Consider the following 18,511-nt stretch of genomic DNA (forward strand, 5'->3'; position numbering starts at 1 on the left):
TTTATGAGTTGCTTAAAAAACAAAAGCCCCGGCCTCTTCACTGCGGCCCTGGCCCTTTCCGCTTTGCTGTCTGTTTCCTGTGAGCAGCCGGAAACAGACATCCTGGCCCTGGTGGACCAAAAGGTCTGGGAAGCCAATGCCCCCAGGATTCAGGTGTCCTATGAGGTGGATTCCGATAAGGGGCTTACTATCCCTTCGGTGTCCAGCGAGGCTAAACAGCGTTTGCCCTTTACGGTAAGTTACACTCCTATAAACCAGGAATGGGCCTTTGCCCAATGGACGGCTTATCATGATTCGACGCCTTTGACTTCCGGGGATATTTACTTTGAAAATAGCAGTAATACTGTTACTCAGGTTATCATCCTTACGGATAAGTATGATCGGATCACGTTGAAACCCCAGTTGGAGGAACGGCTCCGGGTTTGGGACTGGCGCCCCAACGGGGGTACGGATACCCCGCTGGTTAAGAATACCTCCATCGTGGTGCGCTTTACCCAGAACATTGCAGGTGAATCCTTTATCATCAGAAACGAACAGGGGCGGCTTCAATACGATGAAAACTATGAGCCCGTATACCGGGCTGCTGGCGAGTTCAGAAATATTACCATCCTGGGCAGCTCCTACGGAAACGAGCCGGTAAATTTCGCCCGGTACTTTAACGATCCGGTGATACAGGGGGATACCCTGAGGCTGGAGCCCAATCCCCTTGATGCCATACCATCCTACAGTTATATTACGGTAATACTTGGCCAGGGGATAAACAGCTCCGGAACCCAGGTAACCCTGTCGGCGCCTTTCCTGTTCCAATACGCAGTGAGTAATAAATTCGATGATGAAGGCCCGCACATCCTGTTCTTCGGCGTTAGCGGGGACGATGGGGAAACCCTGAGCTTCGCGGCGGTGGGGGAGGAGGATGCCCCCGTCGGGGACTTTACCCTGCACCCGGGGGTCCCCCTGTACTTTATGGTTTCCGCCAATGATACAATATCCGGGATGAATATCGGGCAAATCCGCATCACCGAAATTGCTGAAGGCGTCTCCTATCCGCCCCAGGCCCACTGGTACACCGGGGATTACAATGATCCCCTGCGGCAAAACCTGATAAAAAATGCGGAAAAGATATACGACAGCAGCGGAACCAATAAGCTGGAGGGAATACACATTTTCTCCTACACCCCCCTGGCCCGGACCGAGACTTACGACTATACCGGCCCCATGGAACTACAGGTCGATGTATTGGATCCCCAGGGTAATAGTACTACCCGGAGCTACCCGGTTTACCGGGAATAGGGGAGAGTTTTGCTCGTTGCAAAAAAGGGCGCCTGGCGCTATTTTGGTGAAGCTTACCTAACTCACAGCTCAAACGCACGAGTATTTGTGTGTAAACGCACGTTTTCTGTTTTGTGTGTATTGCACAGGTTTTTGAGTCTAAATGCACTATTTCTGTTGATCTTGCAAAGCTGCAAAAGAATACATAAAATCGTATCTATGAAAAAGCGAGGGAAGGTTTTTTTCAGCGGGCTCCTGCTTGCGGCGGGGATCCTGGTCAGCGCCTGTAACCAGGCGGTGGGGTCCGAAAACTCGGGGGATCTTTTGCAGACTATCCTGGTTTATGGGGGGACCGAGGTGCTTCAGCTCCAGGGGGTTCACCGGGAGTGGCCGGGCTTTGATCCCCGGGAAACCGAATACACCCTGGCAGTCCCAGCGCATATAGAGAGCATAACTCTGGAAGCGGCGCCCCGGGACATCAGTGTCCGAATCAGCCCCCAGAAGCAAATAGAGAAACATTTTTCCTACGGCGAAAGCGCGGAGATCACCTTTACGGTATACTCTGCGGACTGGGGCTCGGTGCAGACCTATACAATAACGGCGTCCCGGGAAAGCCCGGTATCCCGCAATGCGGCGCTTGCGGAAGTATGGGTGCGGGATCAGAACGGGAACCAGTGGCCCTTTTCCGATTATACTGGGGAAGACGGCAAAAATTTGAATTTTTTCCCGAGCGTAACGAGTTATTTCCTGAAAGCGCCCAGTACCATGAGCCAAATCGCCCTGGTCTGTACCCCTGCGGACACCAAGGCCGAAATAAGCGGGACTGAAACCTATCCCCTGAGTTTCGACGGTCCCCGGGAGATACCCATACGGGTAACTGCCCAGGATGGGACCGGGGAAACCTACACCTTTACGGTTACCCGAACTGCCCCGGACCCGGAAAACAACACCCTGCGGCATCTGTGGGTAAACGGCCTGGTGATTGATGAATCCGACGACAAGGTAAGCGTAAGCACCGGTCCGGAAGGGAATCTGGTTTATACAATAAAGGTACCCTACAATGAAAAAGCGACCCTCCGTGCGGAAGCGGCGGAATACGGGGCAACCATAGCCGATGGGGCCGGAGCCGGACTGACTTCCGGAGACAGCGCAGTAACCGAAGAAAGGGAACTCAGCTTTGATGGGACGGATACCCTGAGCTATACCATGAAGGTCCAGTCCGAAGGCGGGAGCCAGGAGTACACGGTCAACTTGGTCCGTATGTCCATCGATGCAGAACTTTCCGGTATCAGCATAAACGGCGCGCCCCTGTCAGGATTTGACCGGACCATTATGAGCTACGGCAGTTCCACAACACCAAAAATTACCACCACTGCTGAAACAATAAATGTGTCCGGCACGCTTTCTGATCCTAATGGGGCGGTGAACGCCCTGGACAATCATCCCCTGGCCCTGGGATCAAACCGGCTGACCCTGACGGTAAATGCCGAGGACCCCGGATACCGCAATACCTATACTATCTGGGTAAGGCGCAACTCCATCCCCGGCACTGGAAGCGAGCCTGGTGGTGGAACTGACCCCGGTGGTGGAACCGATCCTGGCGGTGGGACTGACCCCGGTGGCGGGACTGACCCTGGCGGTGGAACCGACTCCGGTAGCGGCGGTGCTGCGCCGGCCTTTACCCTTTCTCTGCCTACGGAAATAACGGGTATCACAGGTAGTCCTGCGGATGGAACGGCGCTTATCTATAAACAGGGGACTGTGGGTGATTCCGACAAACCCCGCAGCTTTACGGTAAGCGTACCTACCGGGCAGGGACTTACCGTATATGGCTGGTATGTGGATGGGCTGCAACGAGGCAGTGAATATTCCTTCAATGTGGACGCGGTAAGCTACCCGCTGGGGACTCATAGGGTGAGTGTTATCATCCTTAAGAATGGGAAACACTATTCCTATGAAAAGACCTTTACTGTTCATTATGATAAGTAGGGGGAGGAAATAATGAAAAAAGCCAATCGAATAATTATTCTGTGGGCCCTGGTATGTATCTTTCTCCTCTGGGGATGTTCCGATATATTAAAAGAATCGGTAAATTTTGAGCTGCCTGAAAACAAGGGCCTGGTCCTGGTAATCATCAACGGTTCTGATGGTGCGGGGCGTACCTTGCTGCCCAAAGCCCCGGATTTTGTCCGCTACGATCTGGTCTTTACCAAAGGCGCCGCTGAGGAATCCTATCCGGATTGGAAAACCACTGATGTAATAAGCCTGAACGTGGGGGAGTGGGCCCTGGAACTTACCGCCTATGTGGCCGGAGCTGCATTGCCCCTGGCTGCCGCCAAGGGCAATGCCACAGTAACGGTAAGCCCAAGCGCCCCCGCCACAGTAAACGTAAGCCTCTATGCCCTTACCGGCGGACAGGGGACCCTTAGTTACAATATCACGCTGCCCACAGATTTGAGTTCCGCCCAAATGATTGTGAGCCCCTTTGCCGGGGGAAGCGATCAAACGGTGGATTTACTGCTTAGCGGCGCTTCCGGTTCCCTGCCCCTAGCATCGGGAGATTATCGTTTAACCCTGACCCTGAATAAGGACGGACTCCCTGCGGGAAAAACCGTTGCCCTGCAGATCTACGACAATCTAGTGACCGAAGCGACGTATGAATTTAAAGATGCCGACTTTAGTTCCGCAGTAACCATAAGCGGCCCGGTTCCAACAAAAACGGGGTATACGGTAACGGAGATATATATTTATAGCAGCGCCGGTCAGAAGATTGATGCAGCAGTTGGGGGTATAAACACGGCAAAAACCGCATGGTCCTTCACGGTGCCATCGGGGTATGAATCGGTGTATTTTAAGGTGGAAGTGTGTAAAGATGGAACCCTTGCCCCAAAATTTCTCAGCAAACCCATTGCCCTTGACCAACTGCAAAGCCATGATGGGGAGGGAGCAATAGCGCTGGACTTTACGTATGCTATTACCATTCCCACAAGTTTAAGCGGCGGCAGTGTTACTGCGGTCCCTGTGGAAGCCTTTGAGGGGCAGACCGTTACCCTTACGATGCACCCGGATAGCGGTAAGCAGTTTAAGGGGGGGAGCCTGAAATACAAGGGTATCACCCAGGAAAAGGGTGTCATTCTGGAAACACAGACGGTTTCTGGTGATGAAACTGCGTCCTTTGTCATGCCTGCGGAGGATGTGGGCATTGCTGCGGAGTTTAAAACGCCGCTTACGGCAGGGTTGTTCAAGAAGAATGCTGCTGAAAGCCTTGAAGAAATAACCGGAGACTATACAACGCATTCCCTTGCCAATGCACTGAGTTACATCAAAACATCAGCATCTGTCAGTCCGGGAGATCGCTTTGTCATAATTTTAGGTGAGACTACGAATGCGACCCTCTCGCCGGCAAGCAGCACTGGTGATAGCACCGGCTATCTTAGCAAAGCTGTCACCGTTACCTTGCAGGGAAGTGGAGCAGCCCGGGAGGTGAGCCTTGACAATAGCGGCTCTCTTTTTGTTGTTGGTAATAATGCCGAATTGATTTTAGGTGATAAGATTATCCTGCAAGGACGTAATTCAAACGGCTATAGTTTAGTGCGCGTTGAGGGCACGGGTAAGCTAACCATGCAGAGCGGATCGGAAATTAAAGGAAATAAAACCTCTGCCAGTGTAAGCGGAGGTGGGGTGTCTGTAACATCCGGTGGAACCTTCACGATGGATGGCGGAACCATAAGTGGTAATTACGCTGCCAGCAACGGAGGTGGGGTGTATGTAACATCCGGTGGAACCTTCACGATGAATGGCGGAACCATAAGCGATAATACCCACAACGCCTCCTCCTCCTTCTCCGGTGGAGGGGTATTTGTAGAGACTGCTGGTGAAACAACTTCCAAATTCTTTATGAATGGCGGAGCCATAAATCGTAATACCTCCTCAAGCCGTGGCGGGGGGGTGAGTGTACTCAGCGGAACCTTCACTATGACTGGTGGAACCATAAGTGGTAATATCTCTGCCACTGCTGCCATTTCAGCCTCTTCCGGTGGGGGGGTATCTGTATCTGGAGGAACCTTCATTATGGATGGCGGAACCATAAGCGGCAATACCGCCTCTGCCACCGACTCATCTGCCACTACCAGTGGTGGGGGGGTATCTGTATCTGGAGGAACTTTTACTATGAATGATGGAACTATAAGCGGTAATACCACCACTACCACCACCTACAGTACCTCCTCTGGTGGGGGGGTATCTGTATCTAGTGGAGCCTTCGTGATGACTGGCGGAACCATAAGCGGCAATACCGCCACATCACCCAATGATAACAATCCCGCTGCCTACGGCGGGGGGGTGAATATATCTGGTGGAGCCTTCGAGATGACTGGCGGAGCCATAATCGGTAATGCTACGACATCCTCCCCTACCTCCCCTTCCATTAAGATCAATGGTGGTGGGGTGTATGTATCTGGTGGAACCTTTACTATGAAAGACGGACTCATCAGCGCTAATACTGCCCCCTTCGGTGGCGGGGTGTACGTGTCCGGCGGAACAACCAAGTTTGTTGAGAAAGCATCTCTTAGTGCTAATATTGCTGAAGAAGGCGGCGGGGTGTACGTAAGCGGTGGCTCCTTCACTCTGGCTGGCGGCGCTATCAACGGCAATATCGCCAATGGCGGATCTTATTCCAGAGGCGGCGGGGTGTATGTCAAGACCGGTATCTTCACCATAAGCGATGGAACCCTCGACAATAACAGCGCCATAGCTTCAGTCGCCTCCTATGGGGGCGGGGTGTATGTCGGCGGCGGAACCGTGAACATGACAAAAGGAACTATCACCGCCAATATCTCCTCATGTGAGTCCTATTCCTATGGCGGCGGAGTGTACCTGGACGGCGGAAAATTTACCATAAGCGGAGGTACCTTCAGTAATAATACCGCATCCTCACTTACCCCCTCCTATTCCCGAGGCGGCGGAGTTTACGTGTACACCGGAACCTTTGAAATGGCCGAGCTTGGCCGTATAGATACCAATAACCTGGTATGTATTGAGCCCGGTAAATGGATAACCCTTACCAAGCCGTTTACCGGCGCCGGTCCCATCGCCCTTATCGACCTTTCCGGCAGCTCCAGTAGTTGGCTCCCCCCTATAAAAGTGCTTAAGAAAGAAACATCATTTGGAACCCAGGATATCCCTCTGGATCGTTTTCTCCTGGGAGATTTTGTGATAGGCCCCCAGCGGAAATCCATTGAAGCCATGGGGTATTTTCTCAATACCGACGGAACCTTACAGTCATGGTAGCTAAACTAACGCTGCCTGTTTATGGCCGGCCCCTGGTTTTGGGGTTTCTCGCTGCCCTGCTCGCCGCTTCCTGCGATCTGTCCGGGGAGACGGATATCCTGGCAGTGGTGGATCAGAAGGTGTGGGAAGCTTCCGCCCCCCGGATCGCCGTGTCCTACAGCGTGGAAAATGACAAGGGCTTCACCATTCCTGCGGTGTCCGGGGAGGCTAAGCAGAAGATACCCTTTACCGTGACCTATACTCCCCTGAACCAGGATTGGGCTTTTACCGGCTGGACCGCCCTTGACCCATCGGGGAAAGTCCTGGCGTCCCGGGATATATACTTTGAGGAACCTAACAACAGTTCTACCCAGGTGATCATCCTTACGGATACCTACTCCCGGATTACTCTTAAGCCGGTTCTGGCGGAGCGGCCCCTGGTTTGGGACTGGCACCCCAATGGGGGGACCGATAACCCGGTGAATATCAATACTCCGGTGGTGGTGCGGTTTACTAAACCGATGCGTGTCGAATCCTTTGTTTTCCGGTACGATGCTAAGGGCGATCCGGTGTGGCGGAATGAAAGCGGGGAATTCAGAAATATTACCATCCTGGGCAGCCCCGAATTCGGAACCCGGGAACCGGTAAATTACGCCCCCTGGTTTCTCGATCCTCAGTTAAACGGGGATACCCTGAAGCTGGAAGTGAATTTGGCCTATGCCCGGGAACATTCCCTTGCCTATAGCTATATTTCCGTAACCCTGGGCCAGGAGATAAGCTCCGCCGATTATGTTACCCTCTCCGCCCCGGTGCGCTTTCAGTACGCGGTGAATGACGGTTTTGACACCGAAGGCCCGGTGATACGGCGTTTCAGCGCCGCCCTTCCCGCAGAGGAGGGGGAAGATCCGGTGGAGCTGCCCTATGGGAATCCGGACCACCCTCAGCGCCATCTGGCGCCGGGGGCTCAGTTGGACCTTATCATCTCTGCGCTGGATCAGATTTCCCTCGCAGATATCAGACAGATAGAGATTAGCGAAAAAAAGGCCGATGGTTCCGCCGTTTCCGGCCCCATTACCTTCTGGTATACTGAAGATTATCAAAAGCCCGAATGGCAGACTCTGATCGCTGATGTGGAAAAAAATTATGGCAATCTGTCGGGGCTTCATATTTTTAGGTATGAATTTAAAGGGGCCCCCGAATATCAGGGATACATAGATTTACAGGCCGATGTGTACGATCCCCTGGGAAATTTTTCTACCGCCCTGTACAGGATATACCAGGAAGGGCCGGAAATTACCGAATAGGAAAAAGTATGAAAACACGATTGATCCTGACAGTATTCATCCTTGCCATTACCGCCTCCGCCTTTTCGGTAGAATTTACCCTCCGCCCCCGCTTCTTTGCCCTTTTCCCCCTGGGTGACAAGACCGTAGAACGCTTTGATACGGGCTTTGGGGGGGACCTGCTCTTTGATGTGAATATATCCAGCCTCCTCACCAATCCCTGGGGTATCGGCTACTCTGCGGGCCTTGAAGGGGGCGCGGGTTTTACGCCCCTGAAAACCGACGCTGCGGACAGTATCAGTTTCCTTTCCGGCGGTCTGGGGCTGGGAGTATTTTACTACCCTATTTCCCGGCTTAACCTGCGGCTGGACGGCGCCCTGGGCCTTTACCAGGGGAGCCTTTCCTCCGGGGGAAATTCCGCAGAAGGGTCCGAATCCTCCCTGTGGTGGCGGGCCGGAGCCGAGGCGGGGTTCCGGTTTTCACCTCTGATTACCCTTTCTGCGAACGTCGGGTACCGTTACTATAATAACCGTTTCAGCGAAAGTACCGGCCCAGCATTCTATTCGGGACTTTACACGGGACTTACCCTGCAGCTTAATTTTGAAACCCGTTCTTCCTATAGGGGAATTGATGTCCGGCTGGACCAGGACGACGGGATTTACCCCTTGTACCATTCCCTGTACCGGAACAACCCTGTAGGGAGCCTTATACTGACAAACCGGGAAAGCGCGGAAATACGGAATGTACGGGTAAGCTTCCAGGCGGGGAGCTACACGTCCTCGGAACTGTTCTGCGGAAGCGTCCCCCTGCTGGTCCGGGGCAGGAGCACCGAAATTCCCCTGCTGGCGGATTTTTCCCGGGCCCTGATGGATTTTACCGCTGACGGGCGCATTATCGGGGAAGTGCTGGTCCGGTATACCCTGCTGGGCGCCGAGCGGACCGCCCTGTTGAGCGTCCCTGTGCAGGTCCATGGGCGCAACAGTTTCCTCTGGGCCGATCCCTGGGGGCTTGGGGCCTTTGTGTCCCCCACTTCGGCGGATACCCTGGAGTTTTCCAAGCAAATAACCGGCCTGGCCCGGGGGAGCCTGCGGCCCGAGCTGAACCGGAATATGCAGTTGGGGATCTGGCTCTTTGAGGGTCTCAAAGCTGCGGGTCTGGGCTATGGCGGGCCCCTGGAAACCCCCTATGTGGAGTACCGCCAGAGCCCTGAGAAAATTGACGATATTCAGTATCCCTTCCAGACCCTGGCCTTCCGTACCGGCGACCTGGACGATCTGGGTCTGCTTTTTGCGGCGATTCTGGAAGCGGCGGGGATTTCCTCCGCCTATATCCCCCTGGATGACGAATTCATCGTCGCCTGGCCCCTGAACATCAGCGAAGCCCAGGCAGGGAACTTTTTCAAGGATACGGAGAAACTCCTGGTAGTTAACGGCGAAATCTGGCTGCCCCTGGCCCTATCCGGTTTTAACGATGGGTTCATCGCCGCCTGGGACAAGGCGGGGGAACGTTTGAACCGGGCGGAGGCTTCCGGGGAAGGTTTTGAGTTTATCCCCAGCGCCGATGCCTGGACCGTGTATCCCCCGGCTGCGGCCCCGCCCCTGCGGAACCGGAATACCCGGCCCGATGAAAACGCCGCCGCCGCTGCGGTGGAAAGGGCCCTGAAAAGCTACATTGACCAGGAACTGGCCCCGGCTATAGTCCGGCTTCAGGAACAGATCCGGGGCGGGGCTACCCCTGCTCTGTACAACCAGTTGGGTCTGCTGCAACTGCGGGCCGGTTCCCACCGGGATGCCCAAAGGACCTTTGAACAGGCTGCGGGAATGGGGTCCCTTCCCGCCATGCTGAATTTGGGGAACCTGTTTCTCATGGACGATGACTGGAACAATGCGGAATCCTGGTTTAACCGGGCCCTGGACACGGACCCTGAGTATGAACCGGCTAAACGGGGATTGGAGAGGGTCAGGGCAGGCCGGGGCTAATATGAAAAAACGAAACTCGCCGGTTCTTTTTGCCCTGCTCTTTTTTTTACCTATCCTCTCCATTCATGCTGAACAGGGTCTTGAGTTCCGGCTTGCCCCGGGCGGGGCTTTTCCCCTTTCTGAAAACCGCTTTGAGCCGGGCTTTGGCCTTTCCGCCGCCCTGGACTGGACCTTCCTGCCCCTGGGCCGCTTGTTCAAGACCGGCCCTTTGCAGGACCGCCTAAACGCCGGTTTAAGCGGCCAGGGGGGATTAGGCTCCCTGGGCGTAAAGGACGGCTCTTCCCTTTCCCTGCTGGATCTGGGCCTGGGGCCCCTGGTGCGGCTCGACCTGGGGGAACGGTTTTCCCTGGAAATAACCGGGAACCTGGGCATATACCAGCTCAGCTACGATCAGCTCAAACAGTCCGCCCTGCGCTGGGGGGGAACCCTCTCAGGCGCTTTCCGGCTGGCCCCCTATTTATCGGTTTTCCTCAACGGGGGCTATCACCGCTATGAATACAACCGGGAACCCCTGGCCCAAACCCTGAGCATCGGCGCAGGGCTCAGCATAAACCTTCTGGAACTGATCCGGCCTCAGACCCGGATCAAGGCGGAGAAAACCCTGGACAACCCGGTATTCCCCGTTTCTTTCGCCTGGTACGAGGATAACCCCCTGGCAACGGTCCGGGTGACCAACAATGAGCGGAACACCCTGCGGGATCTGCGGCTGTCCTTTTTCCTGGAACAGTACATGAACGAACCCTTTCTCCTGCCCGGCATCCCCCAATTAAAGCCCGGCGAATCGGTGGATATCCCCGTAACAGCCCTGTTTAACGGGACCATGCTGGACCTGGAGGAAAATACCAACGCCAATGCCCGGATCATCCTGAGTTACCGCAATCTGGGCAGCCGCCGGGAAGCGGATTTTCCCCTAGAGATACCGGTCTATCACCGGAACGCCATGAACTGGGACGATGACCGCCGGGCTGCTTCTTTCGTATCCCCCCGGGATAGCGCCGCTCAGCTCTTTGCCCGGTATACCGCCTCGGTGGTGGACCGTCGTCTGCGCCCTGACACTCCCCGAAACATCCAATACGCCCTGGGCCTACTGGCGGCCCTCCAGGAATACGGCATTCACTACATCATTGACCCCTCCAGTTCCTACCTGGAGCTTTCGGAAAACGCCTCCGCCCTGGACAACCTTAACTACCCCTACCAGACCCTGCTCTACCACGGCGGTGACTGTGACGACCTTTCCATCTTGTTCTGTTCCCTCCTGGAAGTTCTTCGGGTAGATACGGCCTTCATCACCATACCGGGGCATATTTACGCCGCCTTTGACACGGGCCTGGAAGCCCCAGCCGAAGACCAGGAAAGTGACGGAGGCTTCATTGTGTATGATGACCGGCTCTGGATGCCCGTGGAAATCACCATCCCCGAAAAGGGCCTGTACCGGGCCTGGCAAACCGGCATTGAGCAATGGCGAAGCGCCGGTGAAGAGGGAAAATTCTACCCCATGGGTGATTCCTGGGCCGTCTATCCCCCGGTCAGCGTAGGTGAAGCCGGAAGGGACCCGCCGGCCCTGCCTGGAGAGGATGCCCTCATAGGTGCCTTTGAAAAAGAAATGGAAGGGAATTTTTCCAAAAAAACAGGTAAATGACCATCGGAAATCTCTAAAAACTCGGTTGGTTTTTAGAGATTTCCGACCTTATCTAACAGGCCGCTTTCCCCGGAGGAATTTTTTCACCGGCTGAGCCAGAAAGTAGCCGCCGAATATGACAATAAACCTGTCCACAATATTTATAGGTATCCGGGACAAAACATCCGCTGCCAGTAAAGGTACATTATTCCGCAGAAGGCCGAGTTTGAAGGCGTCCTCGGGAGAAAAGAGAATATTTTTTTGCAATAAAACAACGTGAATAACAAAATCAATAATGCCCCCAAGAACACTTAGCATGCCGCTATCGGTTATAAATACCAGGAGCAGTATCGCGATTTTGCTGATCGGGGAAGCCGACTCCGGTTCAGTATTTTCCGCCCAGGACCTGCAGAAACTCCAAATCAGCAGTACTTCCGCAATGCTGCAAAGGATATAATAGTAGGTTGTAACTTGCTCGGTTCTGAGCACGATAAGAACAGCGGTCAGAATGCCGGTAAGAATCCCCGGTATAGGCCCTGCGGCAAAGCATACAGCGCAGGTAAAGAGGGTGTCCAGAAACAGGGGCAGAAGGAAGACCTCGCAGATCAGGGTATTCAGGAGAAAATTGCATCCTGTTGCAAAGGCGCACAGAATAATCAGCTTTACAATTTTTCCTGGAGTCAATTTTCTTGCGCGGGGAACTGCGTTGCAAGATGCGGGCATTACCATTCCCGTACAATTCGCCGCACAATCTCCCCGGAATGTTTCGAAGCGATAGGCAGGAATTGGTCATGGGTAACCGGCGATTCGGTCCCCGCAATGTCCGAAAGGGCCCGGATGATCAGCCCAGGGACCTTAAAAATGTAGCAAGCCTGGGCTATAGCGGCCCCCTCCATTTCCACCGCCCGCAAGGTCGGAAACCGTTTACGCAGCTCGTTGATCATTTCAGGCTCGTGCATAAAGATATCCGCCGAACCGATGAGGCCCCTGCAATGGTTGAAGTTCTCAGGCAGTATCCCCTCCCGTTTAAGGCTATCCACCGCAGCCTCCGCCCGGCGTATCAAATCCTCGGTCACCGGAAAAATAGGCGGCATACCGGGTATCTGCCCCAGGGCGTAGTTAAAGGCCGTAACATCCGCATCGTAATAGACCAGCCCATCGGAGATGATAGCGTCCCCAAAGCTCAGTGCAGGGTCAATCCCCCCGGCGGACCCGGTATTGATCACCAGTTCCGGGTGATAATGATCGATGAGCAAAGCGCAGCCCACCGCAGCGCTTACCTTACCGATCCCGCAGAGCAGAAGCGCCACGGGCTTATTTTCCAGCTTCCCGATATAAAATTTATAGCCCCCGATTGTTTCCAGCCGGGAATCCTCCAGGGCTGAACGGAGAAGGCTTATCTCCTCCTCCATGGCTCCAATAATACCTATCATGGTTACCTCACTGGGCTTAGTATACCACAAATCGCCTGTTCGTGCTATATTTTTCCTATGCCCCACCGCTTCTTGCAACGAAGTTTCCCGCGCAACAGAGCCGCCATTTTTTTGGCCCTCCTGTGCCGCTGTATAGTTATTGCTCTCCCCATCTTCGGGACGGAGTATTCTTCCATCACCGGGGTATTTGCGGATTGGATGGAAGTGGAGAAAGCCCTTTCGGGAAACCCTGCTGAAAACGGCGCTCTTCTGTCTTCGCTCATGAAATTCCGGCTGACCCTGGAGGCTTACACCGAATCCCCCCTTTTTATGCAGTATGAGGGGGCGGTTCTTTTTTCTCTGGAACAAAAACAGCAGATGATGGAGTTAATCGAAACCTTTGCTGAGTCCGCTGCCAGGGGGAACATGGCTGAGGCTGCAGAAAACGCGGTTGCTATACGCTCCACGCTTGTTTTCTGGCAGCATTTTGAAGTCACCGTGTCGAATACGGTTTTCGCGAAAACCTTTTCGCTTTTTGTATTTTTTATTTTGATTATTGCGGCTCTTATATATTTTCTCTGGCACCAGCAGTCCGCCCTGCAGTATTCACGGCGGCAGAATCAGGAAGCTGCGGATCTTTCCCGGAGGATTATACTGGCCCAGGAAGCGGAACGTTCCCGGATTTCCATGGAGATCCACGATACGGTGCTGCAGGATCTGGGGCGGCTCATGCAGCTTACCGAAGAGTACGGGGCAAAGACCGGCCAGGGCAGTGAAGCTATCCTGGCTATGGAGGACCGGCTGATAACACAACTCAGGATGGTTTGCCGGGTAATAATGCCGCCCAATTTCAGCAGGCTCCTTTTGGCAGATTCCCTGATGCAGCTGTGTTTTGATTTTGAAAAGCGGACCAGAGTGAAATGCCAAGCCAGTATTAGTGAGGATATTTCTGCAGAGGGGCTTCAGCCGGATATGCAGTTACAGTGTTTCCGTATTGTCCAGGAGGCGCTTACTAATATTGAAAAACACGCCCATGCCACGGAAGTATCACTAACCGTGCGGAACAGCCAAAAAGGTGAACGGCCCACCCTGCTCATAATACTGTCCGATGACGGCTGCGGAATCGAAGATGATAGCCTGATCGGCCCATATCCATTAAGTGCCGCAAACCGGGCCGGGGAAGATGTCTTTGGCATTCGGGGCATGTATGAACGGACGTCCATTCTTAAAGGGGACCTTGCCTTTATAAACGAAATAGGTCAGGGCCTTACGGTACGGATAGAGATTCCATTAGGAATTTCTAAAAGCTTCAGTTTTTAGTGATGCCCCTGGGAGGAGATGTATGAAAACTCTTGTACTTATTGAAGATCACGACATGATGCGCCGTGGTCTGGCTTCTTATTTTTCCCAACAGAAACGCTGGGAAGTAGTGGGGGAAGCCGCAACACTGGATGAAGCTTCGGCGCTTTTTGAAACTCTGGTGAAAACCGGCGTGCCCCTGCCTGATATAGTACTTCTGGACATTGATCTGAACGGCGCCTGGGGTCTCGATCTTGTCCCTAAGCTCCGTGAATGGTACGGTAAAAAGCCCCCGGTGCTGGTATATTCGGTGTTTGACGACTATGCCCATGTCAAAGCCGCAACCCGCGCCGGTGTCGCAGGATATGTGTGCAAATCCCAGCGGGAAGCCGAGCTGGAAACCGCCATGGACACGATCCTTCAGGGTGATATTTATTTCACCCCCTACCTGTTCCCCAAAATTTCCGCCGTTTCCGATATCACCATATTTCTGACCAAACGAGAGCGACAAATCTTTGAGCTGGTACAGCGTTTGTATTCTAACGATCGGATCGCCGGAGAATTGGGCATCAATATCCGTACCGTAGAAAACAAACTGAGTATCATCTATGACAAGATCGGTGTTAAATCCCGGGGTGAACTGGAAAAGCTGTAAACGCGGTTTCGGGTATAATTCTATAACATTTTAGGCTTAATTTTCTGTGTGCTCAGGCGTCGATGGTTCCCACACCGTAGACCGGTTCCGCCCCTGTTCCTTAGACTGGTACAGAGCCGCATCAGCCCGCTTGATAATGTCATCTGCGGTGAGGCCCGCTTGCTTGTCAAAAGTCACTATCCCCAGGCTGATGGTTACCTGGGGCAGGGGCGGCTCCCAGGGGACTTCCATTTCCGCCACCGAATTCCGCAGCCGTTCTGCCACCAGCCAGGCAGCATCCCTGTTGGAACTGGGGAGCAGTATGGTAAACTCCTCGCCCCCGAAGCGGGAGGGCACATCTTCGGTGCGGACACTTCCTTTTATCGTCTGGGCCAGACATTCCAGAACCCGGTCCCCGGCCAGGTGGCCGTAGGAGTCGTTGAAGTTTTTGAACTTGTCCACATCAATAACGATAAGGGAAGAGATGTCGTCCCTCCGTCTTGTCCGGGCAATTTCTTCCATGAGCCGGGTCATAAAAAAACCGTGGTTAAAGAGGCCGGTCTTTACATCCCGCACTGATTGTTCGTAGTGGAGGTGGTTCTGTATGGCCTGGGAGACAAAGGACATGAGCTCTTCCAGGAAGGTCAGCTCCCGGGGGGTATATTCCTTTTCGAGCATCCTGTGGCCGATGATGATCAGCCCGTAGAGGTTCGAGGGCCCCATGATGGGCGCCACCAGTTCGGGCTTAAGCTGTTTCAGGGTACTGAAGGTGGTGGCGGCTTCCGTCTGGCTTTCCAGGAGATCAAAGTTGACCGGCTTGGGGTGAGTTTGAAAGAACGCTTCAAAGGGGGTGATGCTTTCAATCTTCAGGGAAATTTCTACGTTTTTGTAGTTCTGGTAACCTTTGATGGTTATCTCTTCTTTGTTCTGATGGGGTTTCCAGAGGAACACAATAAAGCCCGGTAAAAACTGATCCGAAATCTGGCGCACCGTGGCGTCCATGATCTCTTCAATATTGGTGCGGTTGAAAATATCCATGGCCCCGTCCAGGAGATCCTTATAGTCCCGGATCTCCTTGTTCAGGGAATCAATATGGGCAAAGACACCAACCTCTTCCAGCAGGGAATAGTGCTCCACGATCTTTGGGTCGCTTAAAAAATGGTGTAAATCTGGTGTTTCGTTCATTAGGTTATGGAATAATGATCCGCCAGGGACCTGCGCCAGTCCGCCCGGTGTTCCTTGTCCTCCCATTCAAATATTTTTTTTATGGTGAAGTTCCGGGGATCCTGGGGGTTGCTGAAATGGACCACCCCAAAACGGCCGCCGCCTATATAGGTGACCGTATCCCCCCGTTCCAGGGTCTCCTTTTCCGCCAGCCGGGCAACGACGCAATCAAAGTGGACCGCCTGGCCTGAGGACTTATCCGTCAGAGCCGCCGCAAGGTCCCGTATGGGTTTCCCGCAATAGGGGCATTCCGGAACCGGTATAGGTTCGGCGGATATTTTTGGCGCCGTCCACTTGGGCCGGTCAACCAGGGCCCCCTTGGCTTTATCGAACCGGACATTGTCCCCGGCTTTCTTTTTGTTATCCTTATCCCGCTCCCGGTGTTTAAAACCCCGGCGGTTATTTCCTCCCCTTCCGCTGCCGCTCATAAAAGGTCCCTCCCTGCGGAATCCCCAGGATCTCATTACTCAGGACCTGCGCCATGCGCTGAATCGCCTCGTAGAGATAATCCTCACTATTGATCTTGGCTCGTAAAAGCTCAAGTCTTGAGGGTCCTGTCGGGTTCTCCATCGCGTTTACCAATGGAGTTTTCCGCGGTACTGTAATCATACACGCTCCATAAACGCTGATGCAAGATGGGTAATATCATGGTGGTTTATAAATACCACGTCGAATCTGATACTCATTTCATTATATTCTCGATGTTCTGAGAGGAAATACTTAGCTGTTTCTATGATGCGCCGTTGCTTTTTTTCGTTTAAACCGATCCGAAGCTCCTCAAACCCAAAGGAAGACCAGGTTTTGACCTCTATAAACACAATTATGTCCCCATCCCGGGCGATTATATCGATTTCCCCGGTCCGGGAACGGAAATTTCGGGCAATAATCTCCATTCCCTTCTCTTCAAGGGCCGCCGCAGCCCTGGTTTCGCCCTCCCGACCGGGGTTGTTTTTAGGCGCCACCCTGGGAAAGCTCCTTAGGGTTAATGGCCCGGACTATAAAAAGAGATTTTTCACTTAATAGGTCGATAGTTTCCCCCTTGACCTGCTCCCGTATCTGCCCTGTTTCATCTATGAGTATGGCAATTTTTGGTCGAAGGGGAGCATCACCCCGGATTTCCATTACCCGGGCCATGGAACCGTTGTTCAGGAGTATGATGGACCCTATGGGGTAGACCCCCATGATCTTGATGAAAGCCTTGATCACATCCGGGTCAAAGCGCAGGGAATTGTCCGCCAGGAGGCTTTTCATGGCCTGGTAGCCTATCATGGAATTGCGGTAAGGTTTCTGGCTGACCATGGCTTCGAAGGCATCAGCCACCGAGATGATCCGGGCGCCCTGGTTAATCTCGTCGCCCTTGAGGCCCTGGGGGTAGCCTCCCCCGTCCCAGCGTTCATGGTGCTGCATCACTAGTTGCCCCAAATCTTCAGGGTAGTTAAGCTCCTCATGGACGATCTTGTAGGCGTAAAGGGTGTGGCTCTTAATATATTGGAGTTCCTCTTTTGTAAGCTTGCCGGCCTTGTTGACCAATTCCTTGGGCAGCCGAAGCATCCCCACGTCATGGAGCAGGGCGCCGGTGATGTATTGCATGATCCGGTGGTTGGGCATCCGCATCTCCTGGGCAATATGGGCGCTCAGAATGGCGGTATTCACGGAATTTTTTGCCATTTCATGGCCCTGAACTTCTCCGCCCAGGATGAAGTTGATAAAAACACTCCGGTCTTTCCTGATTAAATCAAGGATGCGGTTTGTCATGCTGTCTATGAGACGGTTATCCGTGGCAACCTTGGCGGTGATGGTCAGAAATATCCGGTCCAGCCAGGAGATAAGGGCGGTATAGTTGCGGTAGGTTCCGCTAGGCTCCTTAACCTCCGCCAGGGACAGGAAGCTTTTGGAGTCATTCCGGAGGGCCGCCCGTTCCGCCCTGGTTGTGGCGGAAATTTCCTGTTCAAATACCCCGGACGAAACCGGAAAATCCGGCAGCTGGACGCCCGGCGCCGGGGCGCCTGATGCAGCGGACGCTGGTAATGGGGACGAACCCAACCCAGGAGCTTCAGGGAGCGGAGAAGCCGATGCCGGCGATCCTGCCGCCTCCGGTACCAGAGGCGGCACCACCAGTTCCCCATCGGTTTCCACCTCTGTAATGCCCCAGTTATTCAGCCGGTCAATGGAGGATTGCTTGAGTACTACCCCTGAGGTCATGAAAAGGCTATCTCCCTCTATAAAAGCTGGCTTGGTAAAGACCAGGCCCTCCCGTAATTCCTTTACCGGGATTTTCTTCATTCTTTTTCCTTCGCAATTACGAAAGCCAAAATTTTTGCCATGGTATCCCAGCACCATTCGGGGATATAGTCCCCGGTTTTTGCCGCGTCCAGGATCGCCTCCAGTGAAGGGTCCTCCAGCACCGTAACCCCCGCTTCCCGGGCTATGGCGATGATCTGCTCCGCCTCCCGTCCCTTGCCTGAGGCGAGTATCCGGGGAGCGGGCTGTTCCGGGGCATAGCCGATGGCCGCCGCTTTTTTCAC

16 protein-coding genes are annotated in these 18,511 nt (G+C 53.8%); 8 read left to right on the forward strand and 8 right to left on the reverse strand.

All coding sequences use genetic code 11. From position 1 onward, the window contains the following. Nucleotides 1-3 precede the first annotated feature (3 nt). The 6 genes from TREPR_RS04410 (at nucleotide 4) to TREPR_RS04435 (ending at nucleotide 11,438) form a co-directional block, all read left to right on the forward strand. Entirely contained in the window at nucleotides 4-1,290 is a 1,287-nt protein-coding gene (locus TREPR_RS04410; protein ID WP_015707091.1) for a hypothetical protein, read from the forward strand. A gap of 198 nt (nucleotides 1,291-1,488) precedes the next feature. Continuing rightward, entirely contained in the window at nucleotides 1,489-3,258 is a 1,770-nt protein-coding gene (locus TREPR_RS04415; protein WP_015707092.1) for a cadherin-like beta sandwich domain-containing protein, read from the forward strand. 12 nt (nucleotides 3,259-3,270) lie between these two features. Continuing rightward, nucleotides 3,271-6,558 (forward strand): InlB B-repeat-containing protein, encoded by a 3,288-nt coding sequence (locus TREPR_RS04420; RefSeq protein ID WP_015707093.1) that lies wholly within the window; start codon nucleotides 3,271-3,273, stop codon nucleotides 6,556-6,558. Then, nucleotides 6,552-7,841 carry a hypothetical protein gene (locus TREPR_RS04425; protein WP_015707094.1) on the forward strand — a complete coding sequence of 430 codons (1,290 nt, stop codon included), beginning with the start codon at nucleotides 6,552-6,554 and terminating at the stop codon, nucleotides 7,839-7,841. The genes TREPR_RS04420 and TREPR_RS04425 overlap by 7 nt, the downstream gene beginning before the upstream one ends. A gap of 8 nt (nucleotides 7,842-7,849) precedes the next feature. Next, nucleotides 7,850-9,799: a tetratricopeptide repeat protein gene (locus tag TREPR_RS04430; protein WP_015707095.1), complete on the forward strand. Its 1,950-nt coding sequence runs from the start codon at nucleotides 7,850-7,852 to the stop codon at nucleotides 9,797-9,799. 1 nt (nucleotide 9,800) lies between these two features. Continuing rightward, nucleotides 9,801-11,438 carry a hypothetical protein gene (locus tag TREPR_RS04435; RefSeq protein WP_015707096.1) on the forward strand — a complete coding sequence of 546 codons (1,638 nt, stop codon included), beginning with the start codon at nucleotides 9,801-9,803 and terminating at the stop codon, nucleotides 11,436-11,438. A 48-nt stretch (nucleotides 11,439-11,486) separates the two neighbouring features. On the opposite strand, the gene TREPR_RS04440 is transcribed toward TREPR_RS04435, so the two are convergent. Both TREPR_RS04440 and mtnN read right to left on the reverse strand, forming a co-directional pair. Continuing rightward, the gene (locus TREPR_RS04440) at nucleotides 11,487-12,140 is read right to left on the reverse strand and encodes a hypothetical protein (RefSeq protein ID WP_015707097.1); all 654 of its coding nucleotides are present in this window, start codon (nucleotides 12,138-12,140) and stop codon (nucleotides 11,487-11,489) included. Next, on the reverse strand, nucleotides 12,140-12,850 hold the full coding sequence (gene mtnN, locus TREPR_RS04445; protein WP_015707098.1) for a 5'-methylthioadenosine/S-adenosylhomocysteine nucleosidase: 711 nt from the start codon (nucleotides 12,848-12,850) through the stop codon (nucleotides 12,140-12,142). The genes TREPR_RS04440 and mtnN overlap by 1 nt, the downstream gene beginning before the upstream one ends. Nucleotides 12,851-12,961: 111 nt before the next feature. Here mtnN and TREPR_RS04450 point away from each other — a divergent pair, with 111 nt between their 5' ends. Both TREPR_RS04450 and TREPR_RS04455 read left to right on the forward strand, forming a co-directional pair. Next, entirely contained in the window at nucleotides 12,962-14,149 is a 1,188-nt protein-coding gene (locus TREPR_RS04450) for a sensor histidine kinase (protein ID WP_015707099.1), read from the forward strand. Nucleotides 14,150-14,171: 22 nt separating this feature from the next. Then, complete coding sequence (locus TREPR_RS04455) at nucleotides 14,172-14,783, forward strand: response regulator transcription factor (protein ID WP_015707100.1); 612 nt, start codon at nucleotides 14,172-14,174, stop codon at nucleotides 14,781-14,783. Between the two features lie 36 nt (nucleotides 14,784-14,819). On the opposite strand, the gene TREPR_RS04460 is transcribed toward TREPR_RS04455, so the two are convergent. The 6 genes from TREPR_RS04460 to TREPR_RS04485 are packed head-to-tail and all read right to left on the reverse strand — an operon-like array spanning nucleotide 14,820 to nucleotide 18,511. After that, a complete protein-coding gene (locus TREPR_RS04460; RefSeq protein ID WP_015707101.1) occupies nucleotides 14,820-15,947 on the reverse strand; it encodes a GGDEF domain-containing protein in 1,128 nt (375 codons plus the stop codon). Then, nucleotides 15,947-16,414 carry a hypothetical protein gene (locus tag TREPR_RS04465; protein ID WP_015707102.1) on the reverse strand — a complete coding sequence of 156 codons (468 nt, stop codon included), beginning with the start codon at nucleotides 16,412-16,414 and terminating at the stop codon, nucleotides 15,947-15,949. The genes TREPR_RS04460 and TREPR_RS04465 overlap by 1 nt, the downstream gene beginning before the upstream one ends. Continuing rightward, on the reverse strand, nucleotides 16,386-16,595 hold the full coding sequence (locus tag TREPR_RS04470; RefSeq protein WP_041611013.1) for a hypothetical protein: 210 nt from the start codon (nucleotides 16,593-16,595) through the stop codon (nucleotides 16,386-16,388). Before TREPR_RS04470 ends, TREPR_RS04465 begins: the two co-directional genes overlap by 29 nt. Next, nucleotides 16,592-16,948, reverse strand: a complete 357-nt coding sequence (locus tag TREPR_RS04475; protein WP_015707103.1) for a YraN family protein — start codon at nucleotides 16,946-16,948, stop codon at nucleotides 16,592-16,594. The genes TREPR_RS04470 and TREPR_RS04475 overlap by 4 nt, the downstream gene beginning before the upstream one ends. Further along, entirely contained in the window at nucleotides 16,938-18,269 is a 1,332-nt protein-coding gene (locus tag TREPR_RS04480) for a cyclic di-GMP phosphodiesterase (RefSeq protein ID WP_015707104.1), read from the reverse strand. Before TREPR_RS04480 ends, TREPR_RS04475 begins: the two co-directional genes overlap by 11 nt. Continuing rightward, nucleotides 18,266-18,511 carry an EscU/YscU/HrcU family type III secretion system export apparatus switch protein gene (locus TREPR_RS04485; RefSeq protein ID WP_015707105.1) on the reverse strand — a complete coding sequence of 82 codons (246 nt, stop codon included), beginning with the start codon at nucleotides 18,509-18,511 and terminating at the stop codon, nucleotides 18,266-18,268. The genes TREPR_RS04480 and TREPR_RS04485 overlap by 4 nt, the downstream gene beginning before the upstream one ends.

Source organism: Treponema primitia ZAS-2, assembly GCF_000214375.1.
GTDB lineage: Bacteria > Spirochaetota > Spirochaetia > Treponematales > Breznakiellaceae > Termitinema > Termitinema primitia.

Excerpts from the sequence above, each read along its gene's own strand:
- TREPR_RS04410 (WP_015707091.1), top strand. The coding sequence starts at position 4 with ATGAGTTGCTTAAAAAACAAAAGCCCCGGCCTCTTCACTGCGGCCCTG.
- TREPR_RS04420 (WP_015707093.1), top strand. The coding sequence starts at position 3,271 with ATGAAAAAAGCCAATCGAATAATTATTCTGTGGGCCCTGGTATGTATC.
- TREPR_RS04430 (WP_015707095.1), top strand. The coding sequence starts at position 7,850 with ATGAAAACACGATTGATCCTGACAGTATTCATCCTTGCCATTACCGCC.
- mtnN (WP_015707098.1), bottom strand. The coding sequence starts at position 12,850 with ATGATAGGTATTATTGGAGCCATGGAGGAGGAGATAAGCCTTCTCCGT.
- TREPR_RS04460 (WP_015707101.1), bottom strand. The coding sequence starts at position 15,947 with ATGAACGAAACACCAGATTTACACCATTTTTTAAGCGACCCAAAGATC.
- TREPR_RS04480 (WP_015707104.1), bottom strand. The coding sequence starts at position 18,269 with ATGAAGAAAATCCCGGTAAAGGAATTACGGGAGGGCCTGGTCTTTACC.
- TREPR_RS04455 (WP_015707100.1), top strand. The coding sequence starts at position 14,172 with ATGAAAACTCTTGTACTTATTGAAGATCACGACATGATGCGCCGTGGT.
- TREPR_RS04470 (WP_041611013.1), bottom strand. The coding sequence starts at position 16,595 with ATGATTACAGTACCGCGGAAAACTCCATTGGTAAACGCGATGGAGAAC.
- TREPR_RS04440 (WP_015707097.1), bottom strand. The coding sequence starts at position 12,140 with ATGCCCGCATCTTGCAACGCAGTTCCCCGCGCAAGAAAATTGACTCCA.
- TREPR_RS04435 (WP_015707096.1), top strand. The coding sequence starts at position 9,801 with ATGAAAAAACGAAACTCGCCGGTTCTTTTTGCCCTGCTCTTTTTTTTA.
- TREPR_RS04425 (WP_015707094.1), top strand. The coding sequence starts at position 6,552 with ATGGTAGCTAAACTAACGCTGCCTGTTTATGGCCGGCCCCTGGTTTTG.
- TREPR_RS04465 (WP_015707102.1), bottom strand. The coding sequence starts at position 16,414 with ATGAGCGGCAGCGGAAGGGGAGGAAATAACCGCCGGGGTTTTAAACAC.
- TREPR_RS04415 (WP_015707092.1), top strand. The coding sequence starts at position 1,489 with ATGAAAAAGCGAGGGAAGGTTTTTTTCAGCGGGCTCCTGCTTGCGGCG.